15 protein-coding genes are annotated in these 19,459 nt (G+C 71.9%); 7 read left to right on the forward strand and 8 right to left on the reverse strand.

All coding sequences use genetic code 11. The features are described from left to right. Window positions 1–179 precede the first annotated feature (179 nt). From ACFXMF_RS04035 to ACFXMF_RS04055, 5 genes are all read right to left on the reverse strand, one after another. Window positions 180–866 carry a DUF4191 domain-containing protein gene (locus ACFXMF_RS04035; RefSeq protein WP_360304881.1) on the reverse strand — a complete coding sequence of 229 codons (687 nt, stop codon included), beginning with the start codon at window positions 864–866 and terminating at the stop codon, window positions 180–182. A 139-nt stretch (window positions 867–1,005) separates the two neighbouring features. Continuing rightward, window positions 1,006–1,269 carry a hypothetical protein gene (locus tag ACFXMF_RS04040; protein WP_379991227.1) on the reverse strand — a complete coding sequence of 88 codons (264 nt, stop codon included), beginning with the start codon at window positions 1,267–1,269 and terminating at the stop codon, window positions 1,006–1,008. 91 nt (window positions 1,270–1,360) lie between these two features. After that, on the reverse strand, window positions 1,361–2,332 hold the full coding sequence (lipA, locus tag ACFXMF_RS04045) for a lipoyl synthase (protein WP_360304877.1): 972 nt from the start codon (window positions 2,330–2,332) through the stop codon (window positions 1,361–1,363). A gap of 231 nt (window positions 2,333–2,563) precedes the next feature. Further along, window positions 2,564–3,358, reverse strand: coding sequence for a lipoyl(octanoyl) transferase LipB (gene lipB / locus ACFXMF_RS04050; protein ID WP_379991223.1), 795 nt, complete (start codon window positions 3,356–3,358; stop codon window positions 2,564–2,566). A gap of 28 nt (window positions 3,359–3,386) precedes the next feature. Beyond that, the gene (locus ACFXMF_RS04055) at window positions 3,387–4,088 is read right to left on the reverse strand and encodes a hypothetical protein (RefSeq protein ID WP_360304873.1); all 702 of its coding nucleotides are present in this window, start codon (window positions 4,086–4,088) and stop codon (window positions 3,387–3,389) included. Between the two features lie 477 nt (window positions 4,089–4,565). Between ACFXMF_RS04055 and ACFXMF_RS04060 the strand changes: the two genes are divergently transcribed. Next, window positions 4,566–5,936 carry a regulator gene (locus ACFXMF_RS04060; RefSeq protein ID WP_379991222.1) on the forward strand — a complete coding sequence of 457 codons (1,371 nt, stop codon included), beginning with the start codon at window positions 4,566–4,568 and terminating at the stop codon, window positions 5,934–5,936. Window positions 5,937–6,006: 70 nt separating this feature from the next. On the opposite strand, the gene ACFXMF_RS04065 is transcribed toward ACFXMF_RS04060, so the two are convergent. Continuing rightward, entirely contained in the window at window positions 6,007–7,251 is a 1,245-nt protein-coding gene (locus tag ACFXMF_RS04065; RefSeq protein WP_379991221.1) for an NAD(P)/FAD-dependent oxidoreductase, read from the reverse strand. Between the two features lie 371 nt (window positions 7,252–7,622). On the opposite strand from ACFXMF_RS04065, the gene ACFXMF_RS04070 reads away from it, so the two are divergent. The 4 genes from ACFXMF_RS04070 (at window position 7,623) to ACFXMF_RS04085 (ending at window position 11,836) form a co-directional block, all read left to right on the forward strand. Continuing rightward, window positions 7,623–8,480, forward strand: a complete 858-nt coding sequence (locus ACFXMF_RS04070) for a helix-turn-helix domain-containing protein (RefSeq protein WP_379991220.1) — start codon at window positions 7,623–7,625, stop codon at window positions 8,478–8,480. Window positions 8,481–8,591: 111 nt separating this feature from the next. Then, the gene (locus tag ACFXMF_RS04075) at window positions 8,592–8,933 is read left to right on the forward strand and encodes a VOC family protein (protein ID WP_379991219.1); all 342 of its coding nucleotides are present in this window, start codon (window positions 8,592–8,594) and stop codon (window positions 8,931–8,933) included. Between the two features lie 198 nt (window positions 8,934–9,131). Beyond that, window positions 9,132–10,583, forward strand: a complete 1,452-nt coding sequence (locus tag ACFXMF_RS04080; protein WP_360304864.1) for an MFS transporter — start codon at window positions 9,132–9,134, stop codon at window positions 10,581–10,583. 338 nt (window positions 10,584–10,921) lie between these two features. After that, window positions 10,922–11,836: a phosphatase PAP2 family protein gene (locus ACFXMF_RS04085; protein WP_360304863.1), complete on the forward strand. Its 915-nt coding sequence runs from the start codon at window positions 10,922–10,924 to the stop codon at window positions 11,834–11,836. On the opposite strand, the gene ACFXMF_RS04090 is transcribed toward ACFXMF_RS04085, so the two are convergent. Beyond that, window positions 11,800–14,808: a bifunctional [glutamine synthetase] adenylyltransferase/[glutamine synthetase]-adenylyl-L-tyrosine phosphorylase gene (locus ACFXMF_RS04090; protein ID WP_379991226.1), complete on the reverse strand. Its 3,009-nt coding sequence runs from the start codon at window positions 14,806–14,808 to the stop codon at window positions 11,800–11,802. The genes ACFXMF_RS04085 and ACFXMF_RS04090 overlap by 37 nt on opposite strands. Window positions 14,809–15,060: 252 nt before the next feature. On the opposite strand from ACFXMF_RS04090, the gene ACFXMF_RS04095 reads away from it, so the two are divergent. Further along, window positions 15,061–15,687: a TetR/AcrR family transcriptional regulator gene (locus ACFXMF_RS04095; RefSeq protein WP_380020515.1), complete on the forward strand. Its 627-nt coding sequence runs from the start codon at window positions 15,061–15,063 to the stop codon at window positions 15,685–15,687. A 90-nt stretch (window positions 15,688–15,777) separates the two neighbouring features. Here ACFXMF_RS04095 and glnA read toward each other — a convergent pair whose 3' ends face one another. Further along, window positions 15,778–17,139: a type I glutamate--ammonia ligase gene (gene glnA, locus ACFXMF_RS04100; protein ID WP_360304857.1), complete on the reverse strand. Its 1,362-nt coding sequence runs from the start codon at window positions 17,137–17,139 to the stop codon at window positions 15,778–15,780. 469 nt (window positions 17,140–17,608) lie between these two features. Between glnA and ACFXMF_RS04105 the strand changes: the two genes are divergently transcribed. Next, complete coding sequence (locus ACFXMF_RS04105) at window positions 17,609–19,375, forward strand: NAD+ synthase (RefSeq protein WP_360304855.1); 1,767 nt, start codon at window positions 17,609–17,611, stop codon at window positions 19,373–19,375. Window positions 19,376–19,459: the final 84 nt, after the last annotated feature.

The raw sequence follows: 19,459 nt of genomic DNA on the forward strand, positions 1-19,459 counted from the left end.
GCCCGGGGGGGGGGGGCGTTTCTACTTAACCCCCGGGGGGGGGGTCCCCCCAGCGGGGGCGCCGTCGGGGGGGGGTTTCTCAAACTACACGGGGGGGCGCCTCCGGGCTCCCGCCCCCCGCCGCTCTCGTGTGTGATCGGGTGGGGACGAGGTGTTGCCGCCGTGTCGCGCGGGGTGGGTCAGCCGCGCGGGCCGCGCGGCATGCGCGCGCCCTTCGGCATCGGGCCCTTGGGCACCGGCATGTTCTTCATCAGGTCGCCGACCGCGCGCAGACGGTCGTTGACCACCGCGACCTCGGGCTTGGCCATGGTCGGCGACAACTTCATGATGTGCCGCTGCAGCTTGAGCAGCGGGACCTGACCCTCTTCGTTGCCGACGATGATCGTGTGCACCGTGGTGCTCGCCACCAGGCGGGACATCCGCTTCTTCTCATCGGCCAGCAGTCGCGTCACGCGACCGGGCTGGCCCTCGCCCACCAGGATGATGCCGGGGCGACCCACGGCGCGATGGACGACATCCTGCTGGCGGGTGATGGCCACGGTGGGGGTCACGACCCAGCCACGCTTGAGTGACTGCATGACCGCCAACGCGGCGCCGGGCTGGCCCTCCATCTGGCCGAGCACCGACTTCTCGGCCCGTCGTCCGAAGATGAAGGCCGCCGCGAGCAGACCCACGAGGGCACCGAAGATGCCCAGGTAGATCGGATGTCCCCACCAGAAGCCGATGGCCAGGAGTACTGCGAATACGCCCAGGCCCCAGGCCGCCACAATCAAGCCGACCCACGGATCGGCCTTCTTCGTCTGCTGGTAGGCGAGCCGGATCTGCTTCAGCCGGCCGCTCTTCTCGGTTGGTTCCTTGCTCGCCATGTGAAAAGGATACTGGCGTGTCATCCACCCGGGACAATGCCTGCCGACAGCTTGTCCGAACCTTCATGCGCGCGGCGCAGCGGTACGGCCGCCCGCCGCGGGTGAACCCCCGGTGAACGGCCGTACGGCGATCCACGCGTCAGTGCGAGCCGGCGCCCGGGGCCGGCTTGACCGGGGCGAGCCGGGCCAGGATCTCGGAGGCCTCGGCGCGGGCGCGGGCGCGATTGCGGTCGGCGCACACGGCCGCCCACGCGTTGCGTCGTGCGGTGCGCTGACCGCCCTCGAACATCAGCACGGTCTCGACGGCCCGGAAGACCCGGCCCACGGTCGCCCGGCGGGCCGCGGCGCCGCGGTCGAACGCGTCGCGCAACACCGAGGCGTTGCCCTGCTGCCTGTCCTGCATCACGTCGTCCCCCTACCTGTTATCGGTGCGAAGGTTCGCCGCACTGCGGCCGACTCTCGCAACAATGTGTTACCAAACGATGACGTCCGGGTCAAACCGACGTGAAAGTCTGCATACCTTCGCCCGAAGCGGAGCGGGACTCGCGCACTTCCAGGGCCTGGCGGTAGAGCCGGCCCGCGCGGTACGACGAGCGGACCAGGGGTCCGGAGAGCACACCCGCGAAGCCGATCTCCTCGGCCTCCTCGTTCAGCTCGACGAACTCCTCCGGGCGCACCCAGCGCTCGACGGGGTGGTGCCGCACGCTCGGCCGCAGGTATTGCGTGATGGTCAGCAGCTCGCAGCCGGCGTCGTACAGGTCCTGCATGGCCTGGCTGACCTCGGCGCGCTCCTCGCCCATGCCCAGGATCAGGTTGGACTTGGTGACCAGGCCGTCGGCCCGGGCCTGGGTGATCACGTCGAGCGAACGCTCGTAGCGGAAGCCGGGTCGGATGCGCTTGAAGATGCGCGGCACCGTCTCGATGTTGTGCGCGAGCACCTCGGGACGGGACGAGAACACCTCGGCCAACTGGTCCGGTTGCGCGGTGAAGTCCGGGATCAGCAGCTCCACCCCGGTGCCCGGGTTCAGCTCCTTGATCTGGCGGACCGTCTCCGCGTACAGCCACGCACCGCCGTCGGGCAGGTCGTCGCGGGCGACGCCGGTGACGGTCGCGTACTTCAGCCCCATCGCCTGGACCGACTCCGCGACGCGGCGCGGCTCGTCACGGTCGAGCTCGGCCGGCTTGCCGGTGTCGATCTGGCAGAAGTCGCAGCGCCGGGTGCACTGATCGCCGCCGATCAGGAAGGTCGCCTCGCGGTCCTCCCAACATTCGTAGATGTTGGGGCAACCGGCCTCCTCGCACACCGTGTGCAGTCCCTCGCGCTTCACGAGTTGCTTGAGCTCGGTGTACTCGGGGCCCATCTTCGCCCGGGTCTTGATCCACGAAGGCTTGCGCTCGATGGGAGTCTCCGCGTTGCGGACCTCCAGGCGAAGCAGCTTGCGGCCGTCGGGTGCGACAGCGGACACGCGCGACTCCCTTTGCTCGGGGCAGCCTGCGGGGCGGGACAGACTGCGGAGGGCCCGTCAGGATGATCCGGGCCCGTGGTGGGGCGGTGCGTCCAGAGTACGCCGAGCGATTCGGGCCTCCGGACGGCCCATCGGGTGGCAACCGGGACGAACCCGGGTGGATTCCCCGGATGCCGGATTCGGTACGAGGCGTGCGTCACGCGGGCCGGTGTACGGGCCGGTGTGCGGGCCTCACACGCTCACGGACGCGAACACCTCGGCCAGGTGCTTCTCGGCCAGCGGCAGCACCTCGGAAACGGTGACCTCGCGGCCCAGTTCGCGACTCAGCGAGGTGACGCCGGCGTCCTTGATGCCGCACGGCACGATCCGGTCGTAGTACGTCATGTCCGCGTCGCAGTTGATCGCGAAGCCGTGCATGGTCACCTTGCGCGAGACCCGGACGCCGATCGCCGCGAGCTTGCGGTCGTCGCCGCGCTGGCCCGCGTTGGAGGGCGCGTACTCCGGGCCGGCCAGGCGCGGGTCGAACTCCGGGTGCAGGCGCGGGTCGGGCGCGGCCACCAGGCGGTCGTCCAGGCGCAGGTCGAGCCCGCCGACCGGGGTCGGGCTCGGCGGCACCGCGTCGCCCAGGACCCAGACCCCGCTGCGACCCTCGATCCGGGTGGTCTCCAGGCCCAGCTCGGCGCAGACCCGGATCAGCGCCTCCTCCATCCGACGCACGTGCGCGACCACGTCGACCGGCTCGGGCAGCCGCACGATCGGGTAGCCGACGAGTTGGCCGGGGCCGTGCCAGGTGATCTTGCCGCCCCGGTCCACGTCGACCACGGGGGTGCCGTCCATCGGGCGTTCGGAGGGGTCCGTGCGGCGACCGGCCGTGTACACCGCGGGGTGCTCCAGGAGCAGGCAGGTATCGGCGGACTCCCCGCTCACCACCTGCGCGTGCACGCGGCGCTGCTCCTCCCAGGCGGCCTCGTACGGAACGGCGGCGGCGCCGAGGCCCAGGTGCACGAATCGCAAGAAGTTGGTCACGCGCACCAGCGTACGACGGGGCCGAACGTCACCGATGGCCGGCGTCGAGCCCGCGGACCGTGCAGGTCACGCCGGTGAAGGTGCAGCCGATCGCGGCGACTCGGCCGTACAGCCCGAACTCGATCACCGCGCTGGCTCCGGGGGCCAACGGGCCGTTGCCGCGCGCGGTGGCGACCCCGCGATCGGTGCTCGTGCGCATGCCCTCGCCCCACAACATGGTGAAGCCGCTCTGTCGGCCGGACGTGGTGAGGGTCAGGTCCCAGGCGGGCAGCGGTCGTGTGGTGCGGTTGGTGATGACCACCGTGCCGTCGACACCCCAACCGGAATCGGTCACCCGGGCGTCGACGGAGATGTCCTTGGGGCCGGTGGTGGCCGGCGGTGCCGGGACGGACGGGGCGATCGAGGCGGGCGGCGCGGTGGAGCGGGCCGCCGTGGGGCCGGTACCGGCGGTCGCGCTCGCCGAGGCGGACGGTGACCGCCCGGCCGACCTGGTCGGGCTCGCGCCCGGCGACGAGGTCGCGCCCGGGCTTGTCGGGACGGTGCGGGGCAGCGGGTAGGCGGGCGCGGGCAGCGGCAGGTTCAGGTCGTTCGGAATCGCGCGTTTGCCGCCCTTGTCGTCGCCCGAACCGGAGAACAGGAAGACGCCACTGGTGAGCAGCAGGCACACGAGTGCGACCACGGCCAGGGGGATCACGATCCCGCGGGCGGTGTCGTCGGGCTGCCGGGTCACGCGTGCGCTTCCTTCGAGTGGGTGCGGCCGCAGGGGCGGGCCGCGGGACGGGTCGTCGGTCGGATCCGGCCGGTTGCGCGACTCGGTCACCCGAATCGACTCGCCGGCGGCCGATTCGGTTCCGGTTGTGCGGTTCGGGTGTTCCGGCTCGGGACATCGGGCTTCGGCCGGGGGGTCGATCACCCCATCGGGTGAACTGCCTCGCGCATGTTCCACCACGGCTTCGTGCACCGCAAGAGACCTATCGATGGTGATGCCGCATCGCATCCGCCCCGAGGATTCGGCAGGTTCTGCCGAACTCGACCACGACAGGCCGCCGTCGCGCCGGATTCGCCACCCGACCGCCGGGCCGGCCCCGGTAGCTCGAAAGGGTCATTGTTGCGAGCGTTCGGGTTGTAGCGCTCCAGAAATCGCTAGATTCTCGCGCGATCACCCACCCACACCGAACCACCGCACCAGCGGGAGGCGTTCATCTCCATGGCAGCCAGGGTCGAGCGGCGCCCCAATCACCGGCTGGCGGCGCTTGTCGAGGAAGCCGGTTTCTCGCATGCCGGTCTGGCCCGACGCGTTGACCAACTCGGTGCGGAACAGGGCATCGATCTGCGATACGACAAGACCTCCGTGGCGCGCTGGCTGCGTGGCCAACATCCGCGCGGGATCGTGCCGATACTGCTTGCCGAGGTCTTCACCCAGCGACTCGGCCGCAAGCTCAGCGCCGAGGACCTGGGCATGGCCGGATGCCGGCCGGACTACGCCGGGCTCGAATACGCGTCGGGGCCGCCCGAGGCGGTCGAGATCGTCACGGGCATGTGGCAGGCCGACTCGGCGCAACGATCCGCGCTGGTGGAGGCCGCGTTCACGCCCGGGGCGCTGGTGGTGCCCAGTCGGGACTGGCTGATCGGCGCAGGCGACGAGCGGCCGGCCCGGCAGGACGGCGATCGGGTCGGGCCGGGCGACGTGGCCGCGGTGCGTGCGGTCGGCGAGGCGTTCCGGCGGTTGGACAACTCGTTCGGCGGCGGGCACGGCAGGCAGGCGTTGGTGCGCTACCTGGACACGGAGGTGACCGCGATACTGCGCGGGACCTACGACTCGCGCACCGGCAGCGCGCTGTTCGGCGCGGCGGCCACGCTCACCCGGTTGGTCGGCTGGATGGCGTACGACGTGGGCGTGCACGGGATGGCGCAGCGCTACTTCGTGCAGGCGTTGCGGCTGGCCCAGGCGTCGGGGGATCGGGCGCTCGGCGGCTTCGTGTTGTCCACGATGAGCCGACAGGCGGTCTACCTCGGCCACGGGCGCGAGGCGGTACAACTGGCGCGGGTCGCCCAGCAGGGCGCCTCGGGGGTGGCCACGCCCCGGGTCCGGGCGCTGTTCCACGCGGTCGAGGCGCGCGGGCACGGGCTGCTCGGGGACGCGCGGGCGTGCGGCGCGGCGCTGCTGCGCGCGGAGCAGGCGTTGGAGTGCGTGGCGCCCGGCGACGAGGAGCCGGAGTGGGTCGCGTTCATGAACGAGGCGCAGCTCACCGACGACCACGCGCACTGCTACCGGGACCTGGAGGACTACGACAAGGCTCGCGAGTACGCCGAGCGGTCGCTGCTGTTGCGCGGCAGCGAGTACACCCGCAGTCGGCTGTTCTGCCAGACGATCCTGGCCACCGCGTTGTTGGAGTTGGGCGAGGTCGAACAGGCGTGTCGGATCGAGGCGGAGGCGACGGAGCAGGCGGAGGGCCTGCGGTCGTCGCGGGCGGTGGACTACGTGCGCGAGTTCACGCATCGGCTGGCGCCGTATCGGGACGTGCCGGCGGTACGGGAGTTCGAGGCGCGGTCGGGGTGTTTCGTGCGGACCGCGTGAGCGTGGGGACGCGGGTGTGCCCGGGCCGGCTCGGGTCCGTGCTTGCCGCCTTCGGGCGTTCGGGCCCAAATCAGCCGGCCGGGACGCCCAGGTCCAGGAGGGCCGACCGGGCGGCTCGGCGGCCCGAGGCCAGGGCGCCCTGGATGGAGCTGGAGTCGCGATGGTCGCCGCAGACGTACAGGCCGCCGATCAGGCGGACCGGGCGGCGGAAGTTGTGGCCGGGCTCGACCACCGGGACGGCACGCGCGATGTGACAGGTGGTCAGGTGTGCCCACTCGGTGGTGGGCGTGTCGTAAACGACGGCCAGGCGTTCGCGGACCCGGAGTTCGAGCTTGGTCGGCTCCGCGCCGTCGTGGCCCAGCACGGTGGTGGCGATCAGCGCCCGCCGGTCCGGCGCGTAGGTGGGCGCGACCTGGGTGACCACCGCGGTGTGCGCGAACGGGCTGCGCGGGTCGGCCTCCACGAGCAGTGACGCGTCGGGTCGGGGGGCTTCGCGGGTCACGTGGTACAGCGTGGTCACCGGGTGGAACGCGGGCATCCGCAGGCCCGGCAGCAGGGTCACCGCGGTGGTCGGGTCGGTGGCCACGATCACCGCGCCGGCGCGGATCTCGCCCGCCACGTCGGTGAGCACCCGGTCGGCCGAGACGGACAACACCCGCACGCCGTGACGCACCGCGCCGGCGGGCAACCCGGCGGCGAGTTGCGCCGGCACCGCCGCCATGCCGCGCGCGGGCAGCGCCACCCGGCCGCGCAGGAACGACCGCAGCATCAACTCGGCGAATCGGCTGGACGAACACAACGCCGGATCGTGCAACAGCATGGCCAGCAGTGGGCGCAGCGTACGTCGGGTCAGTTCGGGCGGCAGCGCGCGCATCGTGGGCGCGTCGGCGATGCACCCCTCGGGCGCGCTCATCACCCGGGCCACCGGCGTGGACGCGGCCCGGGCGAGCAGCGCGGCCACCCGGGCCCGGTCGGTGCCGTTGCCGTTGCGCAGCCCGCCGAGCGCGTCCCGCACCCGGCGGACATCGCCCACCCGCTGGGTGCGGCCGTCCTCGTGGAGCAGCACACCGGCCTGGAACGAACGCAACCCGAGGGCGACGACGTCCAGTTGCCGGTTCACCTGAGGCCACGAGGTGGTCAGCGACTGGAAGCCGCGGTCGATCCGGAATCCGTCCACCAGATCGGTGCGCACCCGCCCGCCGGGCCGTTCCGCGGCCTCCAGCACGGTCACCGGAACCCCCGCCGCCGCCACCGTCCGCGCCGCGCTCAACCCGGCCAGCCCCGCCCCCACCACGATCACCTCGGTTCGACGCACGTCCACCACGGTCGTCCTCCCGTCCCCCTGCCCACGGCCGCAGGCGCCGCGGAGTCGGTTTCGTCGCCTACAGGTCATACCCACGGAATTCACCGAACGCGCCTTGCCCCACACGGGAGTTGGCCCGGAGTCGAACAAGGGGTGGGGGCTCTCGGCGAGTGCGGGTGGGCCGCCCGGCGGCGGTCGCAGCGCACGGCGACCCGGCGGGCCGCGGCACCGGATCACGAGCGCCGTACGCGAGACGCGGAGCGCCCCCGTCGGGGAGATCCCACCCGAGCCGGTCGCGGGTCCGTCGCCGAACCGCCCCACCGCACCCGCGCCCGCGAGCTCGCCTCGGGCCCCTCGCCCCGGCGCGCGAGACTGGAGGGGTGGTGAGCTTCGGTGGGATTCGGCGTGGGAGTGGCCCGGGCGGGCGCTGGGAGGCCGCCGTCGGGCACCCGCGGCGCGGGCTCGACGGGCTGGTGGTCGGCTATGGCGGGTTCTGCGAGTCGCTGGGCGGGCCGATCGTGCGGCACGAGTTGCCGGCGCCGGTGCTGGTGTTGTTGATCGGCCTCGGCGGGCCGCTCTCGTTGTTGCGGGGCGGGCGCGGCGGCCCCGCGGCCGAGGCGGCGTTGGTGGGGGTCGGGCGGGGAGGGGTCGAGGCGGCGCACGCCGGCAGTCAGCGCGTCCTGGAGGTGCGACTCTCGCCGTTGGCGGCGGGAGTGCTCTTCGACGTACCGGCGAGCGAGTTGGCCGAACAGGTGGTGGACGTGGCCGAGCTTTGGCCGGGTACGGGCGAGCTGGTCGAGCGGCTGCGCGGGGACTCGGGGTGGGCGGAGCGGTTCGAGCGCGTCGAGGCGGCCCTGGGCGCGCGGGCCGAGCGGGGACACGGCGCCGATCCGGTGTTGGCCGGGTCGTGGCGCCGGGTGACCGATCGCCGGGGCGATCTCGGGATCGGCCTGTTGCACGAGCAGACCGGCTGGAGTCGCAAACGCCTGGCCCAACGGTTCCGGGCCGAGATCGGGTTGCCACCGAAGGCGATGGCCAATCTGGTGCGGTTCGAGCACGCCGTCGACCTGCTCCGTCGGCCCGAGGTGCGATCGCTCGCCGAGGTGGCGATCCGCTGCGGGTACTACGACCAGGCCCACCTCAATCGCGAGTTCAAGGAGTACGCCGGCTGCACGCCGACCGCGTTCCTCGGCGGCCTGGCCGGCGACGCCTCGGGCGCGGCCATGGCCGCCGGCGTCTGACGGCGGTTCGACGGGGCCGCCGAGGGCCGGCCCGGCGGCCCAAATATCCAAGACCACGACAAGTCGCCCGCCTACCGTCGAGGAATCATTCACCGACACGCGGGAGTCGTCATGCACGGCGAGCCGACCTTCTTCGAGATCGGCGTCCCGGATCCGCTCCGGGCGCAAACCTTCTTCGGCCGACTGTTCGACTGGAAGTTCCCACCGACCGGCGAGCCGGGCCAGGTCTCGATCACCACGCCGACCGTGCGGGGCGGGCTGCACGGCGAGGACCCGTCGTCGTCCGTCACGATGTTCTTCGCGGTGGAGGACATCGAGGCGAGCGTTCGGCTCGTCCGCGAGTTGGGCGGGACCGCGGAGGATGCCCGCCCGGAGGAACCGGGCTTCGGACGGTTCGCACTGTGTACCGACGACCAGGGCGTGCCGTTCGGCCTGCACCGGATCGGCGGCTGACCGACCGCGTCCACTCGCCCACCCCGGAAAGGGCCCTGCCCCCGCGTCGGACTGCGGGAGCAGGGCCTTTCGCCGTCGCAGCCCGACGAACACATACCCCACCGAGGTATTTCGGCCGACCTCTGGCGCATCGATACCCCCCTAGGGTATGTTCCTGATCGCTCGATACCCCCCACGCGTATCTACGGAGTGATCAGGATGTCTCAGTCGCAGGTCCAACCCAATCCACGCCGTTGGACCGCGTTGGCGCTCATTGCGCTGGCGCAGTTCATGGTCATCATGGACACGTCGATCATCGGTGTGGCGCTGCCGGAGATGCGGACCGATCTCGGGTTCTCGCAGGAGAACCTGTCCTGGGTGTTCAACGCCTACGTGGTCGCCTTCGGTGGGCTGTTGTTGCTCGGCGGGCGGCTGTCCGACCTGTTCGGCGCCAAGCGCATGTTCAGCACCGGCTGGGCCGTCCTGGGAGTCGGTTCGCTGGCCGCCGGTCTGGCCGACCAGGTCTGGGTCGAGCTCGCCGGGCGCGCCGTCCAGGGCGTCGGCGCCGCGCTCATCGCGCCCTCCGCGCTGACCCTGTTGATGATGCTCTTCGGCGGCAATCCCAAGGAGCTGACCAAGGCCTTCGCGCTGTACGGCGCCGCGGCCCCCGCCGGCGGCACGGCCGGCGTCTTCCTGGGCGGCCTGATCACCGAATACGCCAGTTGGCCGTGGGTCTTCTACATCAACATCCCGGTCGCGATCCTCGCCCTCGTCGCCACCCCGGCGCTGATGCCCGACGCCCCGGCCCGTCGCGGCGGCGTCGACATCCTGGGCGCGATCACCGTCACCGCCGGCCTCGGCGCCGCCGTCTACGCCGTCGTCCGGGCCCCCGAGACCGGCTGGGCCTCGGCCGAGACGCTCCTCGTCCTCGCCGCCGGTGTCGCCCTCATCGCGCTGTTCCTGCTGCTCCAGGGCAAGCGGGCCGAGCCGCTGATGCCGCTGCGCATCCTGCGCACGCCGGGCCTGGCCGGTGCCAACCTCGCCCAGTTGTTGATGGCGGGCGCCTGGATCCCGATGTGGTTCTTCCTCAACCTCTACCTCCAGGAGGTCCTCGGCCTGGGCGCCTTCGCCTCCGGCTCCGCGCTGCTGCCGATGACCGTCGCCATCATGGTGATGATGATCGTGCTCGCGCCGCGTCTGATCGCCCGCTTCGGCCCCTCCCCGCTCGTGGTCACCGGCCTCGCCGCGCTCGCCGGCGGCATGTTGTGGCTGTCCTTCGTCCGCTCCGACGGCAACTACTGGGTCGACGTCCTGCCCGCCTCCCTGCTCGCCGCCGCCGGCATGGCCCTCGCGTTCATCCCCTCCCTCGGCACCGCCATCTCCAGCGCCCGTCCCGAGGAGGGCGGCCTCGCCTCCGGCATCGTCAACACCAGCTACCAGATCGGCTCCGCCCTGGGCCTGGCCGCGATGACCGCCGTCGCCGCCGCGCACGGCTCCCGGGAGATCGGCAACCCCGCCGCGCTCACCGACGGCTTCTCCGCCGCGTTCCTCGGTGCCGCCGGGATCGCCGCCGCCGGCGCCCTGATCGCCGCCGTCACCCTGCGAGGGCGCACACCCGCGCCGACCACGACCTCCACCGACCGTCCGGCCGAGTCCCTCCCGACCCCCTGACCCCCGACCCACCGGCGAAACCGCCGGCCGGACCCCGTCCACGACACGCGGCGCCGCCCTCTCGACGAATCCGAGGGGGCGGCACCGACGCGTCCCCGTCCCGCACCGCGACGCACCCCACCGCACGCCCGCCGACCCGCCCGAACGCCTGCCCGAGCCCATCGCGATACGTCCCGATACCTCCCCCCGGGGTGGGAGAAGATCGCCCTCGGATGGCCCTACGGGGTGATCGGCGAAAGCATGGGCTCTGGCAGACTTGACCCATGGGGGGCAATCCGAGCCGAGAGACCATGCCGCCGTCGGGGCGACGGGTGACCGACGAAGCCGGACGGACAACCATGCAGCCAGTCCCCACGAAGACCCGATTGCGTGCCTATCTGAGCACGCCGCGCCGGCCCAGATTCGTGGTCGAACTCGCGTTGATCGCGTTGAGCTACTGGGTCTACTCGCTGATTCGCAACGCGGTGCCCGAGCGCGAACACCTGGCCGTGCACCGCGCCCGACAGTTGCTCGATGTCGAGCAGGCGCTGCACATCGACATCGAACACAGCGTCAACCACGCGGTCAACGGCGTCACCTGGTTGATCGTGTCGATGAACTACTACTACGCGACGTTGCACTTCGTGGTGACCATCGGTGTCCTGGTGTGGCTCTTCCACCGACATCCCGGCCGCTACCGAGCCGTGCGTACGGTGTTGTTCCTGACCACCGGCCTGGCGCTGTTCGGATACTTCTTCTTCGCGTTGGCCCCGCCCCGATTGTTGCCGGGCGCGGGCTACATCGACACCGTCCTGGTCCACCACACGTGGGGCTCGATGGCGTCCGGGGACATGAAGAACGTCTCCAACCAGTACGCCGCGATGCCGTCGATGCACATCGGCTGGTCGACCTGGTGCGCGATGGCGATCGTGATGTTCGCCCGTCCGATGTGGGTCAAGGTGCTCGGGGTGTTGTACCCGATCGCGACCCTGTTCGTGATCGTGGCGACCGGCAACCACTTCGTGCTCGACGCGGTCGGCGGCTGGATCACCCTGGCCGCGGCCTTCGGCCTGCAGTGCCTGCTGAACGGGCGCTCCGCGTACCGCTTCCCGCAGTACCCACCGGACGACCCGCGCGCGGACGCCGGGCCCGGGGATCGACCCGCCGAGCCCGACCGTGTGCCCACCGGTGCGGGCGCGGGCCGGGACGAGGACGACGACCGGCGACGCGAGCGACCTCAGCGCGAGCCCGTCGAAGTCTCGTCCTCCCCGTAGAACACCCGCTCCACCACGACCCGGGCGAGCCGGGTCACCCGCCGATACTCCTCGATCAGGCTGCCGGTCTCGTCCGACGGGTGACCCAACAGCCGGGCCACCCCGCCCAGCTCGCGCACATCGGTCGGGAAGCTGTCCGAGGACCGGCCGCGCACGATCATCACCGCGTTGCGCACCCGGGTGGCCTCGACCCACGCGTCGTCCAGGATCTGCGCGTCGTGCCGGTCGAGCAGACCCGCGTCCCGGGCTGCCACGAGCCCCTGCCGAGTGCCGGTCACCCGCAACTCGGGCACCGCGTGCGCGTGCCGCAACTGCAAGAGCTGCACCACCCACTCCACGTCGGCCAAGCCGCCGCGCCCGAGCTTGGTGTGCGTGGTCGGGTCGGCGCCGCGCGGCAGCCGCTCGGACTCGATCCGGGCCTTCATCCGGCGGATCTCCCGCACCTGGGTGTCGTCGATCCCGCCCCACGGGTGACGCAGCGGGTCGACCATCGCCAGGAACCGTCGGCCCAGCTCGGCGTCGCCGGACGTGAAGTCGGCACGCAGCAGCGCCTGGCTCTCCCACAACTTGGACCAGCGCTCGTAGTAGGCGCGGTAGGACGCCAGCGTGCGCACCAGCGGGCCCTGCCGCCCCTCGGGCCGCAGGTCGGCGTCGATCAACAGCGGCGGATCCGTGGACGGGATCTGCAACAGGCGGCGCACCTCGTTGCACACGCTGTGCGCCGCCTTGGTCGCCGCCTCCTCGGGCGCGCCCTCGATCGGCTCGTGCACGAACATCACGTCCGCGTCGCTGCCGTAGCCCTGCTCGTAGCCGCCGAACCGGCCCATCGCGATGATCGCGATCCGGGTCGGGATCGGTCCCGTGCCGCGCTCGCACATGTCGATCGCGGCCCGGAGCGCGCCGGTCAGCGTCGCCGCGTTGACATCGGTGAGCGCCTTGCCGATGGCGTCCACGTCCAGCCGGCCCAGCACGTCGGCCGCGACGATCCGGAACAGCTCGCGTCGACGCACGCTGCGCGCCGCCTGCACCGCGCTCTCCGGCCCCGGCGCCCGCCCCACCGCGGCCAGGATCTCGGTCTCCAGCACGGCCCGCGAGCGCGGCCGAAGCCCGTCCGGATCGCCCAGGATCGCGACCGCCTCGGGTGCGCGCAGCAGCAGGTCCGGCGCCAGTCGCCCGGAGGCGAGCACCCGCGCCATGTACTCCGCCGCCGCCCCCGACGACCCCGCCCCCGAGTCGCGCAGCAGACGCAGATACCAGTGCGTGTTGCCGAGCGCGTCGGAGACCTGGCGAAACGCCAACAGCCCGGCGTCCGGATCCGCCGAGTCGGCGAACCAGCTCAGCATCACCGGCAGCAGCGTGCGCTGGATCGAGGCGCGCCGGCTGACCCCGGACGCGAGCGCCTCCAGGTGGCGCAGCGCGGCGGCCGGGTCGGCGTATCCCAGCGCCTCGAAGCGGGCCCGCGCGGCCTCCGGGGTCAGCCGCTGCTCGCCCGCCTTGAGTCGGGCGACCGCGTCCAGGAGCGGCCGGTAGAACAACTTCTCGTGCAGCCGGCGCACCTCCACCGTGCGCTGCTTCCACGCCTTCTCCAGCTCGCCCACCGGGTTCGCCCGCATGCCCATCGAGCGGCCGATCCGGCGCAGCTCGCCCGGGTCGGTGGGCATCAGGTGGGTGCGGCGCAGCCGGAAGAGCTGGATGCGGTGCTCCAGCGTGCGCAGGAAGCGGTACGCGGCGTCCAGCGCGGCGCCGTCGTCGCGCCCCACGTAGCCGGCCGCGGACAGCGCGGCGAGCGCGTCCAGGGTGGAGCCGCTGCGCAGCGCCGGGTCGGACTTGCCGTGCACCAACTGCAGGAGCTGGACCGCGAACTCGATGTCGCGCAGGCCGCCGGGCCCGAGCTTGACCTCGCGCTCCACCTCGCGTGCGGGGATGCTGTCCACGACACGGCGGCGCATCGCCTGCACGTCGGCGACGAAGTTCTCCCGGCGGGCGGCGGTCCACACCAGCGGGGACACGCTGTCCAGGTACTTGCGGCCCAGCGCCGGGTCGCCGGCCACCGGGCGGGCCTTGAGCAGGGCCTGGAACTCCCAGGTCTTGGCCCAGCGTTCGTAGTAGGCGAGGTGGCTGGCCAGGGTGCGGGTGAGCGGGCCGTTGCGGCCCTCCGGGCGCAGGTTGGCGTCCACCTCCCAGATCGAGCCCTCGACGGTGGTCGCCGAGCAGGTCCGCATCAGCGCGCCGGCCAGCCGATTGGCCGCGGCGACCGCGACGCCCTCGGGCACGCCGGGGGGTGCCTCGGCGACGAAGACCACGTCCACGTCGCTGATGTAGTTGAGTTCGCGTCCGCCGCACTTGCCCATGCCGATCACCGCGAGGCGGCACTGCTCGGCCTCGACCGGGTGTTCGCGCCGGACCAGGTCGAGCGCGGCGTCCAGGGTGGCGCCGGCCAGGTCGGCGAGTTCGGTGGCCACCGTCGGCTCGTCGGCGCTGCCGCACACGTCGCGGGCGGCGATCGAGAGCAGGCAGCGCCGGTAGCCGACCCGCAGCGCGTCCAACGCCGGGTCGCCGCGCAGGCCGGCGGTGGCGGTGGTGAGCACGGCGTGGAAGTAGGCCGGCGTGGGTCGGGCGTCCTGGACGTCGTAGGTGACCAGCGTGCGCCAGTCGTCGGGGTGGCGCGCGAGGTGGTCGCCCAGTGCCGCGCTCACCCCCAGCACGCCCAGTATCCGGTCCCGGAAGGGCTTCGCCGAGGCGAGCGTGGACAACAGGACGGAGCGGTCGGCGGCGGCCTCGGCCAGTCGGACCAGACCGAGCAGTGCGAGGTCGGGGTCGGCGGTGGCGGCGAGCGCGTCCAGGAAGAGCGAGTCCTCCCCGGCGCCGAGCAGTGCCGGGTCGCGCAGGTTGCGTGCGGCGGCGGCGATGTCGGTGAAGCCGAGCCGGACCAGGCGCCCGTCGGTGGCCGCCGGTTCGCGGGGCTGATCCACAGGGGTCACCGGCCGAGCGTATCCGGTCAAACGGCTGATCGATCAAGAACGGAACTGGGAATGTGGACGCGCCGCACGGGACTCGCCGAGCCCCCCGACCGCGGCGAATTTCGAATGCGGCGCGCCCTCGCCCGGCGGCGGACGACAGTTCCGCTCTGCGAGCCGTCCGTCCCACGGCCCGAAGAGGCCTCCGTAGCAACGAACTGCCATACGCCACCGTACGGGACGTCACCCTACGTTAGCGTAGGTGTCATGCGCAACGGTGTTCCCTCGGAGAGGGTTCAATCAGACGACGAACCGGAACGGCCCGCTCGCCCCGGCCGCCGCACCCTCAGCCGAGAGGACTGGGCTCGGGCGGCCCTGGAAGCGATGCGAGGGGGCGGTCTGGGTGCGGTCGCGGTGGAACCCCTCGCGGAGAGCCTCGGCACCACCAAGGGCAGCTTCTACTGGCATTTCAAGGATCGCGACTCGCTCATCCAGGCCGCGCTGGAGCGCTGGGTGGCCGAGTCCGAGGAGCTGATGGCGGCGGCCGAACGCATCGAGGACCCGGTCGAACGCGGGCGCCGACTCACCGAGTACGCGTTCACCGCGCCCAGCGGCGCGGACATCACCACGACGCTGCTGATCCACGCCGAGCACCCGGTGGTGGGCCCGATCCTGGAACAGGTCACCCGGCGCCGGCTGGAGTTCGGCGCCCGCCTCACCGAGGAACTCGGCCTGCCCGCGGACGCCGCCTACCGGCACGCGCTGACCGCGCTGACGATGACCGTCGGCATCGCGCTGATCCGCCGGGGTGCGCCGCAACTGCTGCCCCAGGGCGAGGACAAGGACGCCTACGTCCGCTACATCCTGGAACTGCTGGGCCCGCCGATGAGGTGAGCACCCGCGCGCCGCCCGAGCACGAACGGCCCGACCCCGCACCGGGGTCGGGCCGTTCGCGTGGCGCTCGCGCGCCGGCGCCGGATGCGCTCAGAGCACCGGCAGGTAGCGCTTGAGCTCGAAGGGAGTCACCTGCTGGCGGTACTCCTCCCACTCGTGCCGCTTGTTGCGCAGGAAGAACTCGAAGACGTGCTCGCCGAGGATCTCCGGCAGCAGTTCGCTGCGTTCCATCAGCGCGATCGCCTCGGCCAGGTTCTGCGGCAGCGGCGCGATGCCCAGCGCGCGCCGCTCGGCGTCGGTCAGCGCCCACACGTCGTCCTCGGCGCCGGGGGGCAGTTCGTAGCCCTCCTCGACGCCCTTGAGCCCGGCGCCGAGCAGCACGGCGTAGGCCAGGTAGGGGTTGCACGCCGAGTCGATCTGGCGCACCTCGATCCGGGTGGACTGCCCCTTGGTGGGCTTGTACATCGGCACCCGCACCAGGGCGGAGCGGTTGTTGTGGCCCCAGCAGATGTAGGAGGGGGCCTCGCCGCCCATGCCCGCGGTGCGCGCCGACGCGCCCCACAGCCGCTTGTAGGAGTTGACCCACTGGTTGGTGATCGCGGCCATCTCGCCCGCGTGCATGAGCAGGCCCGCGATGAACGAGCGGCCGATCTTGGAGAGCTGGTACTCCGCGCCGGCCTCGTAGAACGCGTTGCGGTCGCCCTCGAACAGCGACAGGTGGGTGTGCATGCCGGAGCCGGGGTGCTCGGAGAACGGCTTGGGCATGAAGGACGCGTGCACGCCCTGCTCCAGCGCGACCTCCTTGACCACCAGGCGGAAGGTCATGATGTTGTCCGCCGTGCTCAGCGCGTCCGCGTAGCGCAGGTCGATCTCCTGCTGACCCGGCGCGCCCTCGTGGTGGCTGAACTCGACCGAGATGCCCATGTTCTCGAGCATCGTGATCGCCTGCCGACGGAAGTCCTGGCCGACCGGCTGCGGGGTGTGGTCGAAGTAGCCGCTGTGGTCCACCGGGGTCGGCGGGCGCCCGTCGACCGGCTTCTCCTTGAACAGGAAGAACTCGATCTCGGGGTGCGTGTAGAAGGTGAAACCCTTCTCCGACGCCCGCTCCAGGGTGCGCTTGAGCACGTAGCGCGGGTCCGCGAAGGACGGCGAGCCGTCGGGCATCAGGATGTCGCAGAACATCCGCGCGGTGCCGGGTGCCTCGGCCCGCCACGGCAGGATCTGGAACGTGGCCGGATCCGGCTTCGCGAGCATGTCGGACTCGTGTACGCGCGCGAATCCCTCGATCGCCGAGCCGTCGAAGCCGATGCCTTCCGCGAAGGCCTGCTCCAGCTCGGCCGGAGCCACCGCGACCGACTTCAGGAAGCCGAGCACATCGGTGAACCACAGCCGCACGAACCGGATGTCGCGCTCCTCGAGGGTGCGGAGCACGAACTCCTGCTGCTTATCCATAATTCCCTATCCTTGCAGGTCGGACGGCCTGTGAGCGATCGGCAGGGGCACTGCGGGCACACGAGTATCCCGCTCCAGGGTTTCGGGCACATTACGTACCCTTTGCGTTGCCCCCGGACTCGCGCACGGGTGGCGTGGTGCTCGCGTGGCTCCCGTGGTCCTGTACCCCGAGAACCGCTCCATGGGCGACCTGCGGGATACCTTCTTCGCGCGGCATCGCAGCCTTCGGGAATTCCGTCGGGCGAGCCGTCGAGGCCCGGTGCTCAACGGTGTCCAGGGTATCGCCCGAGTGCGTTGCCGCCGAGCCCCGGGCCTGCTCGAACAAACGTCTTTCGCCCGCCGTTCGCCTGCGGTTTTCCGGCCGGCCGAGCAGCCGCCACGGCACCCTGGGTGGGGGTCCGCGCGGCGCGGCGTCGACACTCACGGCTTATTCGTCACTTTGACGTCAAGGTCGGGTACATTGCATCGGGTGACCCGGATTCGCATCGCCCTCGCCCAGATCAACCCCACGGTCGGCGACCTCGAAGGCAACGCCGAACTGATCCTCGGCCGCACCCGGTCGGCGGCCGACCGCGGCGCGTCGCTCGTCGCCTTCCCGGAGATGGCACTCACCGGATACCCGGTCGAGGACCTGGCCCTGCGCTCGTCCTTCGTCCAGGCGTCGCGACGCGCGCTGGAGGCGCTCGCGGCCCGCCTGGCCGCCGAGGGGCTGGGCGAGGTGACCGTCGTGGTGGGCCACCTCGACCGCTGCGACATGTCCACACCGCGGCTGGGCCGCCCGGCCGGGGCGCCGCAGAACGCGGTCGCGGTGCTGCACGGCGGCCGGATCGTGGCCCGCTCGGCCAAGCACCACCTGCCCAACTACGGCGTCTTCGACGAATACCGCTACTTCGTCCCCGGCGATGGGCTCCTGGTCGTCCAAATCGGCGGGGTCGACATCGCGATCGCCGTCTGCGAGGACCTGTGGCAGGAGGGCGGCCCGGTGGCCGCCGCGCGCGCCGCGCGGGTCGGCCTGCTGCTGTCGATCAACGCCTCGCCGTACGAGCTGAGCAAGGACGACTCGCGCCTGGAACTGGTCCGCCGCCGCGCCCGCGAGGCCGACTGCGCCCTCGCCTACGTCAACGCCTTCGGCGGCCAGGACGAGCTGGTCTTCGACGGCGACTCGCTGATCGTGGACGCCGAGGGACGGGTGCTCTCGCGCGCCGCGCGGTTCCGCGAGGAGTTGCTGATCGCCGACCTGGAGCTGCCCGAGCACACCGTGGACGACAGCGTGTACGGCACGGGCGACGTGGTGGCCGACGGCCTGACCATCCGGCAGGTGATCGTCACCGAGCACGCCGCGCCGGTGCCCGCGCCCGCCGTCGAGCCCTCGATCGCCCCCGCCCTGTCGGACGACGCGGAGATCTACGGCGCGCTGGTCCTGGGGCTGCGCGACTACGTGGTCAAGAACGGCTTCGAATCGGTGTTGTTGGGCCTGTCCGGCGGGATCGACTCGGCCCTGGTCGCGGCGATCGCGGCCGACGCGGTGGGCGGCCCCAACGTCCACGGCATCTCGATGCCGAGCAGCTACTCCTCCGCGCACTCCGAGACGGACGCGGCCGACAGCGCCGAACGCATCGGGCTCGACCATCGCCGAATCCCGATCGCGCCGATGGTGGACGCCTACCTGAACGCGCTCGCGCTGACCGGTCCGGCCGAGGAGAACCTCCAGGCGCGGGTGCGCGGCACCACCTTGATGGGCCTGTCCAACCAGGAGGGCCATCTGGTCCTGGCCACCGGCAACAAGAGCGAACTGGCCTGCGGATACTCCACCCTCTACGGCGACGCGGTGGGCGGTTTCGCGCCGATCAAGGACGTGCCCAAGACCGTGGTGTGGCGGTTGGCGCGGTGGCGCAACGCGGAGGCCGAGCGGCGCGGCGAGCCCGCCCCGATCCCGGAGAACTCGATCACCAAGCCGCCGAGCGCCGAGTTGAGCCCGGGCCAGGTCGACAGCGACTCGCTGCCGCCGTACGAACTGCTCGACGACATCCTGGACGACTACGTCGAGCGGGACATCGGTCGCGACGAGATCGTGGCCGCGGGTTTCGAGCCGGCGATGGTGGACCGCGTCCTCAAGCTGGTGGACACCGCCGAGTACAAGCGTCGGCAGTATCCGCCGGGCACCAAGATCTCGCTCAAGGCGTTCGGCCGGGACCGGCGGCTGCCGATCACCAACCGGTGGCGCGAGAGCGGCTGAGCACGGCGCCGACCCCGGACCGGGCGGGCGGCGGACAAACCGGCAGGGCCCGGCCGACGGCGGTCGGGCCCTGCTCGTGTCGGC

Source organism: Embleya sp. NPDC059213 (genome assembly GCF_042754445.1).
Taxonomy (GTDB): domain Bacteria; phylum Actinomycetota; class Actinomycetes; order Streptomycetales; family Streptomycetaceae; genus Embleya.